The organism is Yoonia sp. D2-7, from assembly GCF_055809435.1.
Genome location: NZ_CM147912.1, coordinates 3048957 through 3063508, shown reverse-complemented (window position 1 = coordinate 3063508; position 14552 = coordinate 3048957). Strand labels below are relative to the sequence as shown.

Here is a 14552-nt window from a genome sequence, read left to right as displayed (position 1 = left end):
CACGTTATCGCGGGGTCTTTTCTTGCGCGGGTGTCGGATTGGGCTGTTTAGCTGGCGCAGATGCCTTGCAAACGGACCCATTCGCTATCTGTCAGGATCGGCGCTGTGTCTCCGTCTGTGATTTCGCCCAGTTGGGCCCCGTCAGGATCACGAATAGCGGCATAAGGGGCCAACGGTATGTCCGCCGCATCAAAAGCCGTGCGAAGGTCGTCAGGTTTGGCTGGTGTGACGTCTAGCGCTTGAACCGACTTGGCATAGTTCGACAGGACGTCACCGGGGATATCGCCTGTGGTGAAAAGCTGCACAGTTGTATTCAGACCTGCATCCGTCAGAACGTCGCCGAGCGGATCGTGGCTATCGCGGCCAGCAATCGCAGCAACGATAAAGCCGGACGCAATAGCCGGATCGTCAAGTTGTTCGATTAAGGCGCGGTCGATCAAGACGATGTTGCCGGGCAGGACAGTGGCCCCTTGCGGGAGCGTTTGTACGACAACGATCTGGCCTTTCGCATCACGTCCCATGAGCCGTGTTTTCAGCTTTGCGAGAGGTGCGGCCCCTAAAGGATTGCGGCAGGTCGGTCCGGTCAGGCGTTGGTAATGCCCCAAAATGGTCGCGCCGATTTCGTTACGTTTTGAATCGGGGACCACCGAAAGCGTTTGACGCATGAATGCCCCAGGCCCCCAAAGGGCAGCAGCGCCTATGATCGCCGCAAGTATGCCCAATGTGACGAACCCGCGCAGGCGCGGCGCACTGGGAACGGATTTAAGCAAAGCCTTGCGGATCGTTTCGATCGCGTCGACCATCAAGTCGTCTTCAATTTCAAGGGTTTCTTCGGCGTCGGGCGCTGGCGCAAATAGGGCAGGTCGTACACCGGGGTTGCGTCGCATCACGGCAGGCAGGGACCAATGTGTGACGGGTTGTTCCGTGCTGTCGTGCAAGACCAGTGTGGCTTTGCCAAAGGAAACGGTCACCTCGATAGGATCCGACGTTGCGGTTTCACGCCACACGCCGCCGCTTTCCAGCCGCTCAAATTGGGTCAGTGCCGTCATATGCCTGTTTCACTCTTTTCAATAGTTTAGCGTGCTGGAACGACGTTGAATAGATGCGCCTGCCGCTGATGTTGAAATGAGTTGTGGTGGGCAGATGAAATCAGAACGTTTTTGCCAATTTGCGCAGTTCAAACTTCTGAATTTTGCCGGTCGACGTTTTGGGTAAGTCTTGGAACACGACCTTTTTGGGCGTTTTGAAGCCAGCAAGCCGTTCGCGGGTGAACGCGATAATGGTTGCTTCGTCTGCCGCCGCCCCGTCTTTGAGTTCGATGAAGGCGCAGGGCACTTCGCCCCATTTGTCATCCGGTTTGGCCACGACGGCACATAGGTTCACAGCCGGATGGTGCATCAGTGCGGCCTCGACTTCGACAGACGAGATGTTTTCACCACCGGAAATGATGATGTCCTTGGCCCGATCCGAGATTTGGATGTAGCCGTTGGGGTGTTGGATCGCGAGATCTTCGGAATGGAAATAGCCGCCAGCAAAAGCTTTGGCGGTCGCTTGCGGATTTTTGTAATACCCTTTCATAACCGCGTTCCCGCGGATCACGATTTCGCCCTGCGTGGCCCCGTCCATCGCCACTTGGGTCATGTTCTCACCGACCACCGTAATGTCGTCCATCATCGGGAAAGCCACGCCTTGTTGCGCTTTGATCGCCGATTGTTCATCCGCTGGCAGGTCATTCCACATGTCGTTCCAGACGCATTCGGTGACGTGGCCATAGGTTTCCGTCAGCCCGTAGACCTGCGTGACATTGAAGCCAAGCTTGCCAATCGCGGCCAGTGTTGCAGGGGCGGGTGGGGCGCCTGCGGTGTAAACCTCTACGGTGTGATCAAAGTCGCGGCGCGTGGCTGCGTTCACGATTAAGTTCAGGACAATCGGAGCGCCCCCGAAGTGCGTGACGCCGTGATCGGCAATGGCGTCATATATCGCCGCCGCCGTAATATCGCGACAGCAAACAACCGTCCCGCCAAGTGCTGGCATCATCCACGTGTGGTTCCAGCCGTTACAGTGGAACAACGGTACGATTTGCAGATAGATCGGAAACAGCGGCAATTGCCACGAGATCGGCGTGCCCATGGTCATCAGGTAAGCGCCGCGATGGTGGTAGACGACGCCTTTGGGGCGGCCTGTCGTGCCGGATGTATAATTCAGCGCGAGGCTTTCCCATTCGTCTGTGGGCATGATCCATGTGAAATCGGGATCACCAGTTGCCAGAAAGTCTTCGTAATCTTGCTGTTCGCCGATGCCGGGCACGCCTGCAACGGGATCGGGGACTTCGATGATCAACGGGGCCGGGCCGTCCATGAGTGCCACGGCATTCATGCACATGGGTAGAAACTGGCTATCACAGATCACAACGGACGCTTCGCCGTGATCGAAGATGTAGGCGACCGTATCCACATCAAGGCGCGTGTTGATGGTATTCAAAACAGCACCACAGGCAGGCACGGCAAAGGCGGCTTCGGATTGAGCAGGAATATTTGGCAGGATCGTCGCCACCACGTCACCGGGTTTGACGCCGGATTTCACCAGAGCGGACGCCAAGCGGGTCACGCGGGTGTAGTAGTCCGCATAGGTCAGTCGCGTGTCGCCGTAGATCAAAGCGGTCCGATCCGCGAAGACGGACGCCGCACGTATCAAATGGGACAAAGGTGTGAGCGGCACATGATTGGCCGCACATTTGTCCAAGCCGGTTTCGTCTTTCATCCACGCCATGACGCACACCTCCCAAATGTTGTCCGAATTAGACTAGTCAGGGATTATCGAAAACGACAAGGTCAAAGAACGAAATAAGGAGACCGAATTGGGCGCATCAGACCAAAACCCGAGGCTTGCAGTTCTTTGCACGCTGAGCGCCATGGCGTTGTTCGGATTGATCGACAATTTCATGCGCTTAGCCGCTGAAACTGGCGGTTTGTGGCAGTTCCATTTTTTGCGGTCTTTGATCGCATTGGGGATTCTAGGCGTTTTTGCGGCCTCCATGAAAATCGGACTGCGCCCGAAGCGTTCAGTCTTGGTTCTAGGGCGGACTTTTTTTGCGACCGTCGCCATGTTGATCTATTTCGGCTGTCTAGGGATCATGCCGATTGCGCAGGCCGTGGCAGGGTTATTCACCGCGCCTATATTTGTGGTCATTTTTTCGGTTCTGTTCTTCGGCGATACGGTTGGATTGCGACGCAGCGCGGCTGTGGTCATCGGGTTTGTCGGTATCGTTCTTGTGCTGAGACCGGATTTGCAAAGCCTGTCTTTGTGGACTTTCGCCCCCATGATCGCGGGTGCGTTTCACGCGATGGGGATCATTACAACGCGGCGGTGGTGTGACGGCGAAGGGACGCTTTCACTGCTTGCGATGTTCTTTGGCTTTATGTTGGTGATTGGCGGAGTAGGTCTGATCCTGATCGGCCATTTCGTGACAGATGTCCCTGCGGGCGCCGACGGATTTGTGTTCCGTGGCTGGGTGCCTTTTGAGGGGACGTTTATGATCCTGACGCTGATACAAGGCGTCGGATCGTTGATCGGGGTCGGCCTGATCATCAAGTCATATCAGTTAGGTGAGGCCAGTTTTGTGGCCGTCTTTGAAAACAGCATGATCGTATTTGCGACGCTTTGGGCGATCGCCTTGTGGGGCGAGGTGCCGGACGGTGTGGGGGCAATCGGACTTCTGCTGATCGTGGCGTCCGGCATCATCATTTCGCTGCGCACAGGACAAGCCGAAGCTGTCGCATGATCATTTCAAAGGGCCGTCAGTATATCTTTGTGCATATTCCCAAAACGGGGGGAACATCGCTGGCCTTGGCGTTAGAAGATCGTGCGATGAAGGATGACATCCTGATTGGTGACACGCCCAAGGCAAAACGTCGCAAAGGTCGGTTGAAAGACCTGACACCTGCGGGGCGGCTTTGGAAACACAGTACGCTGGCCGACGTCGCGGGTGTTGTTGATCCGTCGGAATTTTTCGTCTTCACGATTGTGCGTAACCCTTGGGACAGGGCGGTCAGCTATTATCATTGGCTGCAATCGCAACGTTTTCACCACCCTGCAGTGGGATTGGCGCAAAGCCTGACATTCAGCGAATTTATCAATCACAAGGCGATTATGGCAGGTTTCCAATCTCAGCCATTTCAGTCCTATGTCACCGACACGGATGGCGTTTTGCGTTGCAATCTATTTGCGCGGCTTGAAGCCTTGGAAGATGATCTACGGCCGCTTTGGGATCATCTTGGCTTTGTTTGTAAAGTGAATCGCGTCAATGCGTCCGACCGTGAACGTGACTGGCGACACTATTACAACGACGCTGATGCACGGATCATCGCAACGGTGTGCGCCGATGATATCGCCAATTTCGGATATAGATTTGAGCGTTAGGGTTGTACGAGTTGCCGTTGGGATCGAAATTTGTTTCGAGTTTGTGGTGAATACCACCCATAAGGGTTAATTCCCCAGTAACCACGCAACAAAGACGCAAACTTGCCCTTTTTCCAACGCACGATTGTCTTGAGAATCGTCGCCTACTGGTTGTGCAAGCGGCGAGAACTGAAACCAATTCGGTCGGTGCCACGGGAAAAGGGGATTGTGCCAATGTTTGAATTTAAAAAGGACGTTTGGGGACGCAGTACAGTAGCCGAGGCTGGCTTATTGGCTGACGCGACGTTGGCAGAATTGGCGACCGGGCTTGTCGCCGGCACACAGGTCGCAACGCAATTCGGGTGGCGCGACGTCGCGGCTGTTGCTGTTGGCGATCTGGTTCTGACATTCGACGGGGGCATGCAAACAGTGGCCGCGGTGCACCGTCAAATACTGGTTACAGGCGGTGAATTGGCCCCTGCAGATACGTGGCCGCTGTTTGTTCCTGCCGAAGCGTTGGGCAACCGTGACGACATGATCTTGATGCCGACCCAATCGGTCATGATCGAAGCGGACGCGGCAGAAGAAGTGTTTGGCGATCCGTTCGCGATGATCCCGGCACTTGCATTGGAAGGATTTCGCGGGATCGTACGCGTGCCGCCAGCAGAGCAGATCGAATTGATCACATTGGCGTTTGCACAAGACGAAATCATCTTTGCCAACACCGGCGCATTGATGTTTTGCCCGAAATCCAACGACATTTTTGACGCTGGATTGTCCGTCTATAGCACGTTGTCGCTAGAAGCAGCGCGTGCATTGGTGGCGGTCATGGAGCTTGACGGATTGGGTGAGATTGCAATGCAAACGCCGTATCAAGTCGCAGCGTAAGAAACTTACAGAACAGACAGATGGTTTCGGCTAAACTGGCCAAATGACTGCGAAAAATATCCTCATTACTGGCGCACGCGCCCCAGTTGCGCTGCATCTTGCGCGGTTGTTTCATTTTGCGGGACACCGCGTTCATCTTGCTTGTAGCATCCCGTCGCCGATGGCCGCCTCCAGTGTTGCTTGCACGCAGTTCCACCTTTTGCCGTCACCACGCAGCGCGCATTCTGCGTTTCGTTCGGCAATTCAACGGATTGCGACTGATCACAACGTCGATCTTATTATCCCGACTTGTGAAGAGGTCTTTTACCTTTCGATGATAAAAGTCGACTTCAAGGTACCAATTTGGTGCCCTGATTTGGCTGGTCTCGCGCGAGTTCATGACAAGTACGCCTTTATTGAAACAGTGAAGGAGTTGGGCTTGCCCGCGCCCGAAACAGCGCTGCTGAAGTCGAAGGCTGATCGAGATGCGCAGCCTGAAAGCGTCGTGTTTAAACCGCAGTGGTCACGGTTTGCATCGAAGGTCATGATCAAGCCTTCCGCGCTGCAACGTGCCACAGTGGACCCTACGGCGGCATCGCCATGGGTCGCGCAGGCGTTTGTCGATGGTGTTGAAATTAGCACCTATGCCATTGCGAAAGATGGTAAAATGTTAGGGTTGGCGCAGTACCAATCGTTGTATCGCGCGGGCAAAGGTGCGGGCATTTGTTTTGCGCCTGTTCATGATGATCAGATCACGGATTTTGTGACCCGTTTTGTTGCTGGCACAGGTTGGACCGGACAGATTTCATTCGATTTCATCCGGCAGGCTAATGGCACGATCATGCCGCTTGAATGCAATCCGCGGGCCACAAGTGGCGTGCATTTTTTCCGTGATCCAGCGGCCTTTGGAGCCGCAGTTTGCGATGCGGGACCCGCAATTGTGCCTGATGTATCGCAAACCCAAGCCGTGAAACTCGCGATGTGGGTTTATGGGCTGCCCAAGGCGATCAGGACAGGGCGGATTCGAGAATTCTGGCGCAGGTATCGGGCCGCCCAAGACCCGTTGGATTGGCCTGCTGACCCGCGTCCTAAGGGTCAGCAATTCAGTGCTTTGGTGGAAATCGGGAAAATTGCACTGCGCGATCGTGTCAGCCTTCAGTCCGCATCAACCCGAGATATTGAATGGAATGGACCGGATCAAAGCTGAATTTGATGGGTTCTTGGGGTTTCAGCGCAGTCCGGCAAACGGCCTGACATAATGGCGGCGATATCGTTGCGTAGGAAATCCAATGGCCCCACGACCGGTTTGGCATCGGGCCATAACGCGGCATTAAGACTGGCCGACGACAGCACCCGACGGTCCTGATGCAGTGCAAGTTTGAACATCGGTTTAAACGCTAATGCCTTTATCTGTGCGCCGATGCCTGTGTTTGGCCCGATCAACCACCCGATCCCTTCGACGCGATCCGGGGACTCTTGGCGAAGATGAAAGGTGGTGGCGAGGGTCAGACCGTCGGGTCCCCAGTATTCCAATTCCGCGATGCCGGGTGCGCGAAACCGTCCAATTGTCTTCGTGCGCGTCCCTTCCAATGTGCGACTGACGACACCCTGCTGTTTGTCTTCACCGGTGTAGCAAGCCTCGACCCAGCCATCGCCGCCAGTGACGGTCACGTCGACTAGCACACGTTTTGAACTGAGGCCCCGCAGCAATCCCTTGTGAGTGAAATGCGTGTGGGTCGCGTCAAGAATATTTTCGGCGGCATCGATAACGGTCGATTGTGTGTCTGATCGGACCATGCGGGTGATCACGTCCTGCCCGGTGGCACAATGTGTGTATGGGGGCGCGGACTGCGGGCTGTGACTGATGAAAACAGCCCCTTCTTTTTCGCACACCTGCCACGTTTTCACGCGGGCTTTCGGCAGATCACCTGCGTGACCGGGTACGGCTGTGCATTGCCCCGAACCGCCAAAACGCCAACCATGGTAAGGGCATTCGATCTCTCCATCGACCACCCGACCTTTCGATAGTTCGACCAAGCGGTGCGGGCATCTGTCGGACAGCGCGGTGAGACCGTCCGTCGCGCGGAACAAGACAATTGGGGTGCCGTCCAGCATCACCCGCAAGGGTTTTCGGCGTATGTCTTTTGAAAGCGCGACGGCCTGCCAATGGTTTGATGTCATAATGAAAACCTTTTCAATAGCGGAACGCCGATGCGGGTCAGAACCTGTTCCATCACCCGCACGGCGAGACGTTGTTTGCGCGGCAGGTGATCGACGTAAACGGCGGTGTATTCGACGGTCGGCTTTGCCCTACGCAGGCGTTTGAAAGATGCGGCCCCCGCGCTCATGTGAAAGAACAGCCCGTTTTCGATGGCGTAGTTTTGGGCCAAACCCATGACCATCCGATACAACCCCTCGGACTGCGGCCGATTTGTATCATATCCCACAATCGGTTGGGTCAGGGTGCCAGCGTTTTCAAATAATCCTGTGACACCAACCAGCGTTCCAGTCTCATCCCGCAGCCCCATCAGCGTGAACAGCCCACGCTGGTGCATTTCGCGGATGTAGGTCGCCGTGTACTGCGGATTCAGTGGTGTGTATTTTTCAAGATAAAGCTGGGCATAAAGCCGTTCGGCGATCACGTAATCAGCGTCGGAAAACGCGTCGTTATTGACGAATTGCAGCGGGGTGTTCCGTAGAAGGCGGCGGTCATGTTTCATGTTGTTCGACAAACTGCGATCATCAAGGCTGGCTGCGATGTAGACCATCCGTGCGGGCAGCATGCGAAAGCCGCTTTGACGCAGTTGATCGATGGTTGTCGGATCAGCGATGTCATTGAGCGATCTGATGATAATCGCGCGGTCGGGATACGTTGCTAGCAGTCGATCCCGTAGGTTTGAAGCATCTGAGATAGCGGGCATCGGGTTGGTCGAAAGCAGCCAGTTGTTCACCTGTACCTGAAGATCCAGACCCGCGGCTTGTACAATGGGCCCACAGGCTTTGATTAGACCTTCGATCAGGCGGCGGAGCATGGGCCGCCTGACGAAATGGCGCGTTTCATCAATGGCGTAGTCAATATAGGCCGTTGACGGGCAGCAGATGTAACAGGTTTTATCAGCGCCTCCGTCGTTCAGCGTGAGTGGCAACGTCGCCCCATCCACATCGATCGATTTCACTGTCGTTTGAAGGTTCGCGATGAGCGCGTTAACCGGAAAGGCATTGAATAATGCTGCAAAGTCCTGAGCGCGGTTTGTGGAGGCTGACATCGCTATCCGGTCCAGTCTTTGCGGACCCGACGCAGTTTTTGGTCGGTTTCCAATGTCAGATCCGCGTGCCGCAAAATCACGTTCACGCAAAGCCCGCGCATATCGAACAGGGAACGCAGGCCGTCGTACGCCCGAGCAGCGACATCGGGCGCAGATGACGTTGGTAATGTTAAAATCACCGTCGACTTACCACTTTGAGCGACCCTGAAATCTGCAATGTCCGGATGCGCCTGTACCACTGCATCCCGTATGGTGTCAGGCGTCACAAAAATCGCGCCAAAATCGAACGTATCGTCTGTGCGCCCTACAACTTCCGATACGGCCGTTAACGGTGATCCGCAGGGGCAGGGGGTTGCTGAAAGGCGCAAGAGATCATTCATCCGGTAGCGCGCCATGATTTGCGTTTCGCGTTGAAAACAGCTGACGATTGGGGACACCAGCCCGCCATCCACGGTTTCGAGTTCGAAGAACACGGACTCTTCCGCTAGGTGCAGCGTTCCGTGCTTGCACGACACGGCGAACAATCCTTCAGTTGCCATGTAAATCTGGCGGAGCGGGCCGCCAAACCGATCCGTGATGATTGTCTCATCTATTGGGTCCAAGGTTTCGGCGGCGCTGAAAACACGCTTCGGCGATAAGGGAACATCGGTTTCCGCAAGATGGCGCAAAATACGTGGCGGGGCGACGATCACCGTTGGATTGAAGTGTATGAGCGCGTCGATCCAAGCCTCTACACCTTGCGTGATATTAAAGAACCGCAAATCCAAATGCCGCGTCCGGTTGGCGCTGTCGTACAGGCTGGTGTTACGGGGCAGGATGATTGCGACCCTTTGCGGTTGCCACAACATGTCCGCCATCGTCTTGGCCAGAATTGTCCCAAGCCACCGATATTGTTCCTGCTGGGAAATCACAAAAAGCCCGCGATTACCGGTCGTTCCGGTGCTGGCCCCGACGATCATGTCACCAATCTGATCGCCTGACGACAAAGTCTGCCACGCGCTTTGTGCGGTTATACGGGGCACGTTGTACTGATCGAACGCACCCATCAGATCGGCCTTTTCGATGATCGGTAGCTCGTCCAGACGGCTCATAGGATCAGGGTAGGCGGCGACTTTCGGAAGGGATGTTCGCAGCCATGTTTTAAGGCGCTTTTTCTGCCACCGTTCAAAGCTCTCGCGGCTTTGGTGGGCGCGGGAGTGCCAGCGCGTCGATGCAAATGCGCGTGCGGTTTCGGTAAGCATCATATGTCCCAAGCGGTTTGTTTGGGATCATGGCATAAGACGACTTCGCCGCCCGCGCAGGCGTATTGTCGGACGATATCTGCTGATGCAGCGGCTTTCCTTGTATCGGCAGTGGCGATGCTAGACGGGAAACCAGGCAAGCGGTCGTCGATGATCGCCGCGCTTAACCATTGGACATCGGTCGCATATAAAAATGGTCGTTCAAGTGTTGGGAAATAGATGCCGAAATGGCTGTGTGTATGGCCCGGTAGCGGGATCGCGATCATGCTATGATCTCCCGCCAGGTCAAAACCGTCTGGTAGGGCGTTGCCGGTTTCAAATCTTGGCTGGGCTTTCAAGTCGATCAAACGTTCCGCGAAGTCGTCCGGCAACAATTCTTTGAAAAAACCATGTCTGATGTTTGCGAAGCCTGGTCCAGCCAAGACGCTTTGCGCCGCGTCTTGATCGACGTAGAAACGGGCATTGGGAAATCTGCGCAGTCCAGAGATGTGATCGGCGTGAAAATGGGTGATGATGACGTGTTTGATATCGTCTGCGATCAAACCGAACTTTTGAAGTGTCACATCGATCTGACCATCCGGCAAAAGTCGGGGCCGAAACACCATGCCATATAGGCGCAATGGCCAAGATCGCGGCCCTTGGGTTGTCTCTGGTGTATACCCTGTGTCGATCAACGTGGGGCCCAATTTCGGATGAATAACAATGCCGTAACGCACGCGCAGCGACACTTTCTGCCGGCTCCCTTTGCGCAAGATCAAGCGTTCAATCGTCGGCATGATTGCGCTATTTGCAAATGCGACTTTCATGGGGAAAACGTCCGTTCCAGCCCTTCGGCGAAGTTCACTTTGGGGGACCAGTTCAGCTGATCACGCGCCTTCTGTATGGACAGTCCCTGCTTGTAAGCGAACAGCCCCAACGCATAACGCGTGATGATGGGTTCACGTCCGAACGGATCAATGCGCGCTAGGTTTTCAAGCGCAGTGGCAAAGCCCATCGCTAGTTTCAGTGGCTGTTTGCGCCAAGCAACTGATACGCCTGCTTTACCCGTTGCCGCGTTGACGATGTCTTGGATCAGAAGGGGTTCGCCCCCCGATATGTTGATGATGCCAGCGACTTTTGGGGCGCTCAGCGCAGCCAACACGCTGCTTACGACGTCATCGACATGCGTCAGATCGATTTCGGCGATCCCATCGCGAAAAATCGGTAAAGGCCTTTGCGCTGCGACACGCAAAAGGCGGGGTAGCAGAGCCGTATCGCCTTTGCCGTAAATGCCCCTTGGTCGCAACACGATGGGGGATAGGTTGCCTGCGCCCGACACAATGTCTTCGGATTGATGTTTGGTCTTGGCGTAGGCGTTCACGGGGCGGGGTAGTAGGCTGTCTTCGGTGACGTTCAGCTGATCTTTGGGCGCGAAGTACACCGACGATGTCGAGACGTGGACGAAACGGCTGACGTTTTGCCGTTTCGCGAATGTGACAAGATTTTGTGTGGCCACGACGTTCGCATTCACGAAATCCGCATACCGCCCGAATGGCGCAGACAGCGCGGCACAATGCACGATTTGGTTAATTTTACCTAGGTTTGGCCAGCTTTCGATAGACGTCGAAAGGTTTACAGCAGTGAAGCCGCGATCCGCGCATTTCTGCAGGTTGCGACCGGTGCCGACGACGTCTTCACCCGCATCGCGCAGGGCTGCGACGACTGCACCACCCAGAAAACCTGTAGCGCCCGTGACGAGCGTTTTCGTCATTCCGAAACCTCCATCGCGAGACCGCCGAAAGACACGCCGGCAGACGTCCCGAGCATGAGCAGTTTTGTACCATCTTTGACCCGATTATTCCGCCGCGCATGGTCCAATGTGATCGGCAAAGAAGCCGCGATTTGGTTCCCGACGGTCGCGGATATGTCGACGACTTTTTCGCGTGGGACACCAAGTTGGCGGATCATATGGCGTAGCGCGTGGGGGCTCGCCTGATGTGGTACGACAAGATCAACATCACCAATTTCCCAGCCAGCGTGCATCAGTAATTCATCAACAAAATCAGTGAAGTGCGCAGCGCTTAACCGGAATAGAGCCTTGCCATCCATTTGGAAAAGGGCGTTGTTGTCGAACCCGACGGGGTCGTTGTGGTAGTCAAATCGTGTCCCGCCCGCCCCTAATTGACAGGCGTTATAGGCAGATGGATATGTACGCATGACGGCTGTGTAAGGTGTTTCCCCTTTGGTGATCACAGCTGCACCTGCGCCATCACCAAAGAGCGCGGCTGTTTCCGGGGCCGTGGACCAAGGCAGCGCGCGGGACGCGATTTCTGAGGCGACAACCAAGACTGTGTTCGCCCTACCCAATGCAATCAATCCGGCAGCCATGTCGATCCCCGTGAGGAAACTGAGACAGGTGCTGTTGACGTCAAATGCGCTGGCTGTGCCATCAGCGATCCCCAAGCGCTGCATGATTAACGGGGCGGTCGCTGGTAGACTTTGATAGGGGACCGCGCAGCCTGAAATTATTGTGTCGATATCGGTAACGGCTAATCCTGCGTCCTTTAGTGCCGCAAGGCCGGCAGTTTTCGCAAGGTCAATTTGTGTTTCCTGATCAACGACATAGCGCTGATCGACACCTGTAACCTTTGCAAGTGACCCGTCGTATCCGTGGATGAGGTCAAGGCTGGACGACGAGACGCAATTTTCGGGCAGCGCAGCGCCAGTCCCTGCAATCTTAATCATCCTCGTGCCTCCAGTCCGTGTTGGACGTGGTTAATACATAGGCATGGTTCCGTTAGTGATAAAGGTAAGGAACTGCATACCGTTGATCTTGCCGTCAGGGCTTAACGTTGCTAGGGAAGGTTAATCTGGTATACTAGTACGCGATAAGGGGAAGCACATGATCACCAAGGCAAAACGTATTGTGTCCATCGGGGAATGCATGGTCGAAATGGCGCCCACCGGGACGCCTGATCATTTTGGTGCGTCATTCGCGGGGGATACGTTCAACACCGCTTGGTATCTTGCACAGCTACAACCCAGCTGGGATGTGGATTATGTCACGTGTATTGGGACCGACACAATGTCGGACAAGATGGCGGATTTCACCCAAGCGGCAGGTATCGGCACAGAACATATCGGGCGACTGACCACGCACACGATGGGTCTTTATATGATCCATTTGGAAGACGGTGAACGTAGTTTTGCATATTGGCGCGGGCAGGCCGCGGCCCGTGAAATGATGCGGCAAGACGGGCTGGTTGCGGGCGCTGTGGCTGGCGCAAATATTGTCTATCTCTCTGGGATTTCTATCGCAATTCTTGATGATGCCGGACGTGCAGCACTTCGTGAAACCTTGATCACCGCACGTGAAAGTGGGGCTACGATCGCGTTTGATCCGAACCTGCGTCTGCGGCTGTGGCCTGATGTGGCGACGATGTGCGCGGCTGTCATGGATTTCGCTAGCGTCAGTGACATCGTTTTCCCATCACACGATGAAGAAGCGTTATTCTTTGGTGATGCCGATATTGCAGCGACCCAAGCGCGGTATCAAGGTGCGGGCTGCACCACGATTATCGTGAAGAACGGCGGTGGTGAAATTAGTTATTTGTCCGGCGATGAAAGCGGCAGCTTCGCCCCACAGATGGCTGACAAAGTGCGCGATACGACTGCGGCTGGCGACAGCTTTAACGCCGGATTTCTTGGCACTGAAGGGAACGTCAAAGACCAGATCGCAGCAGGGTGTGCGCTGGCGGGGCGTGTTATTCAGGGCGCGGGTGCTTTGGTCGAAGGCGCCATCGAAAAGGTCTAGCGCGCGGTTTTTGGGCAAATGCACGGCTAAAGCAGCGATGCGCATTCCGGTATGGGAGAAATCACCGTACCATTTTTGCGGTGCTGCAACAGATTATCGACCGCTAATTGCGCCATTGCAGCACGTGTTTCAACTGTGGCTGATCCAATGTGCGGCGTCAAAACGACGTTGCGCATCTTCCGTAACGTTTCGGGAATATGTGGTTCGTTTTCAAAGACATCCAGGCCTGCCATGCCCAGTTTTCCTGTCTCTAACGCATTGATCAGCGCCGCTTCATCGACAACGGAACCACGTCCTACGTTGATCAAGACACCATCGGGACCCAAGGCCGCCATGACGTCGGCATTCACCAAATGATGCGTGCTGGCGCCACCTGGTGCGATGGAAATCAGCACGTCTGCCTCGCGCGCCATTGCTGTCAAATCGTCGTAGAAGGTGTAATCCACATCACGCTTTGTACGCGTGTGATACAGGATTTTTGAGTTGAACGGCGCGAGTTTCCGCGCGATTTCCATCCCGATCCGCCCTAAACCCAAAATCCCGATGGTCCGATTATCGACGCTCCGCGACAGCGGCAGATTGCCCGTTTCCGCCCAACGGCCCGATACGGCATGATCAACCTCTCGCGTGAAATTCCGGTAGCAAGCGATCAGAAGCATGAGCGTTGTTGTTGCGACTTCGGCGTTTAAAACGTTGGGCGTATGAGTAACGATGACGCCGCGTTTGACAGCAGCGTCGGTGTCGATTGCATCATAGCCCACACCATTTGAACTGACCAATTTCAGGTCAGGCAGCCCTGCAAGATATTCCGACTTTATCCCGTAATGTCCGTCTGTTAGCGCATACGCGATCCCCGCACCATTTTCGGCAAGCCAAGCGACGGGATCGTCCATGTCATCTACGTGATGCACGGTAAATGCGGTGTTCAAAGCGGCGCGGATTGTGGGGTTCAGCGGGGCGATTGTGAAAAGGTCGGTCATCGTGGCC

14 protein-coding genes are annotated in these 14552 nt (G+C 55.2%); 5 read left to right on the top strand and 9 right to left on the bottom strand.

Annotation, left to right across the window (positions count from 1 at the left end; all coding sequences use genetic code 11):
- Positions 1-47 precede the first annotated feature (47 nt).
- The gene (locus AC0L7R_RS15130; protein WP_473657701.1) at positions 48-1049 is read right to left on the bottom strand and encodes a hypothetical protein; all 1002 of its coding nucleotides are present in this window, start codon (positions 1047-1049) and stop codon (positions 48-50) included.
- Positions 1050-1149: 100 nt separating this feature from the next.
- Positions 1150-2769: an AMP-binding protein gene (locus tag AC0L7R_RS15125; RefSeq protein ID WP_473657699.1), complete on the bottom strand. Its 1620-nt coding sequence runs from the start codon at positions 2767-2769 to the stop codon at positions 1150-1152.
- An 88-nt stretch (positions 2770-2857) separates the two neighbouring features.
- On the opposite strand from AC0L7R_RS15125, the gene AC0L7R_RS15120 reads away from it, so the two are divergent.
- The 4 genes from AC0L7R_RS15120 to AC0L7R_RS15105 all read left to right on the top strand — a co-directional run bounded on the left by AC0L7R_RS15120 (position 2858) and on the right by AC0L7R_RS15105 (position 6472).
- The gene (locus AC0L7R_RS15120) at positions 2858-3781 is read left to right on the top strand and encodes an EamA family transporter (protein ID WP_473657698.1); all 924 of its coding nucleotides are present in this window, start codon (positions 2858-2860) and stop codon (positions 3779-3781) included.
- Complete coding sequence (locus tag AC0L7R_RS15115) at positions 3778-4419, top strand: sulfotransferase family 2 domain-containing protein (protein ID WP_473657697.1); 642 nt, start codon at positions 3778-3780, stop codon at positions 4417-4419. The genes AC0L7R_RS15120 and AC0L7R_RS15115 overlap by 4 nt, the downstream gene beginning before the upstream one ends.
- A 213-nt stretch (positions 4420-4632) precedes the next feature.
- Positions 4633-5286, top strand: a complete 654-nt coding sequence (locus AC0L7R_RS15110; protein ID WP_473657696.1) for a Hint domain-containing protein — start codon at positions 4633-4635, stop codon at positions 5284-5286.
- A 43-nt stretch (positions 5287-5329) separates the two neighbouring features.
- Positions 5330-6472, top strand: a complete 1143-nt coding sequence (locus tag AC0L7R_RS15105; RefSeq protein WP_473657695.1) for an ATP-grasp domain-containing protein — start codon at positions 5330-5332, stop codon at positions 6470-6472.
- On the opposite strand, the gene AC0L7R_RS15100 is transcribed toward AC0L7R_RS15105, so the two are convergent.
- Genes AC0L7R_RS15100 through AC0L7R_RS15075 form a run of 6 tightly spaced genes read right to left on the bottom strand, consistent with a single transcriptional unit; the run spans position 6463 to position 12496 of the window.
- Positions 6463-7446 (bottom strand): Rieske 2Fe-2S domain-containing protein, encoded by a 984-nt coding sequence (locus AC0L7R_RS15100; protein WP_473657694.1) that lies wholly within the window; start codon positions 7444-7446, stop codon positions 6463-6465. The genes AC0L7R_RS15105 and AC0L7R_RS15100 overlap by 10 nt on opposite strands.
- Positions 7443-8531 (bottom strand): GNAT family N-acetyltransferase, encoded by a 1089-nt coding sequence (locus AC0L7R_RS15095; RefSeq protein ID WP_473657692.1) that lies wholly within the window; start codon positions 8529-8531, stop codon positions 7443-7445. Before AC0L7R_RS15095 ends, AC0L7R_RS15100 begins: the two co-directional genes overlap by 4 nt.
- Before the next feature lie 2 nt (positions 8532-8533).
- Positions 8534-9775, bottom strand: a complete 1242-nt coding sequence (locus AC0L7R_RS15090; protein WP_473657691.1) for a F390 synthetase-related protein — start codon at positions 9773-9775, stop codon at positions 8534-8536.
- Positions 9772-10578 (bottom strand): MBL fold metallo-hydrolase, encoded by an 807-nt coding sequence (locus AC0L7R_RS15085; protein ID WP_473657690.1) that lies wholly within the window; start codon positions 10576-10578, stop codon positions 9772-9774. Before AC0L7R_RS15085 ends, AC0L7R_RS15090 begins: the two co-directional genes overlap by 4 nt.
- Positions 10575-11522 carry an NAD-dependent epimerase/dehydratase family protein gene (locus tag AC0L7R_RS15080; RefSeq protein ID WP_473657689.1) on the bottom strand — a complete coding sequence of 316 codons (948 nt, stop codon included), beginning with the start codon at positions 11520-11522 and terminating at the stop codon, positions 10575-10577. Before AC0L7R_RS15080 ends, AC0L7R_RS15085 begins: the two co-directional genes overlap by 4 nt.
- Positions 11519-12496, bottom strand: coding sequence for a 3-oxoacyl-[acyl-carrier-protein] synthase III C-terminal domain-containing protein (locus tag AC0L7R_RS15075; protein WP_473657688.1), 978 nt, complete (start codon positions 12494-12496; stop codon positions 11519-11521). The genes AC0L7R_RS15080 and AC0L7R_RS15075 overlap by 4 nt, the downstream gene beginning before the upstream one ends.
- Before the next feature lie 157 nt (positions 12497-12653).
- On the opposite strand from AC0L7R_RS15075, the gene AC0L7R_RS15070 reads away from it, so the two are divergent.
- Positions 12654-13565: a PfkB family carbohydrate kinase gene (locus AC0L7R_RS15070; RefSeq protein ID WP_473657687.1), complete on the top strand. Its 912-nt coding sequence runs from the start codon at positions 12654-12656 to the stop codon at positions 13563-13565.
- 26 nt (positions 13566-13591) lie between these two features.
- Here the strand turns inward: AC0L7R_RS15070 and AC0L7R_RS15065 are convergent, their stop codons facing one another.
- On the bottom strand, positions 13592-14545 hold the full coding sequence (locus AC0L7R_RS15065) for an NAD(P)-dependent oxidoreductase (protein WP_473657686.1): 954 nt from the start codon (positions 14543-14545) through the stop codon (positions 13592-13594).
- Positions 14546-14552: the final 7 nt, after the last annotated feature.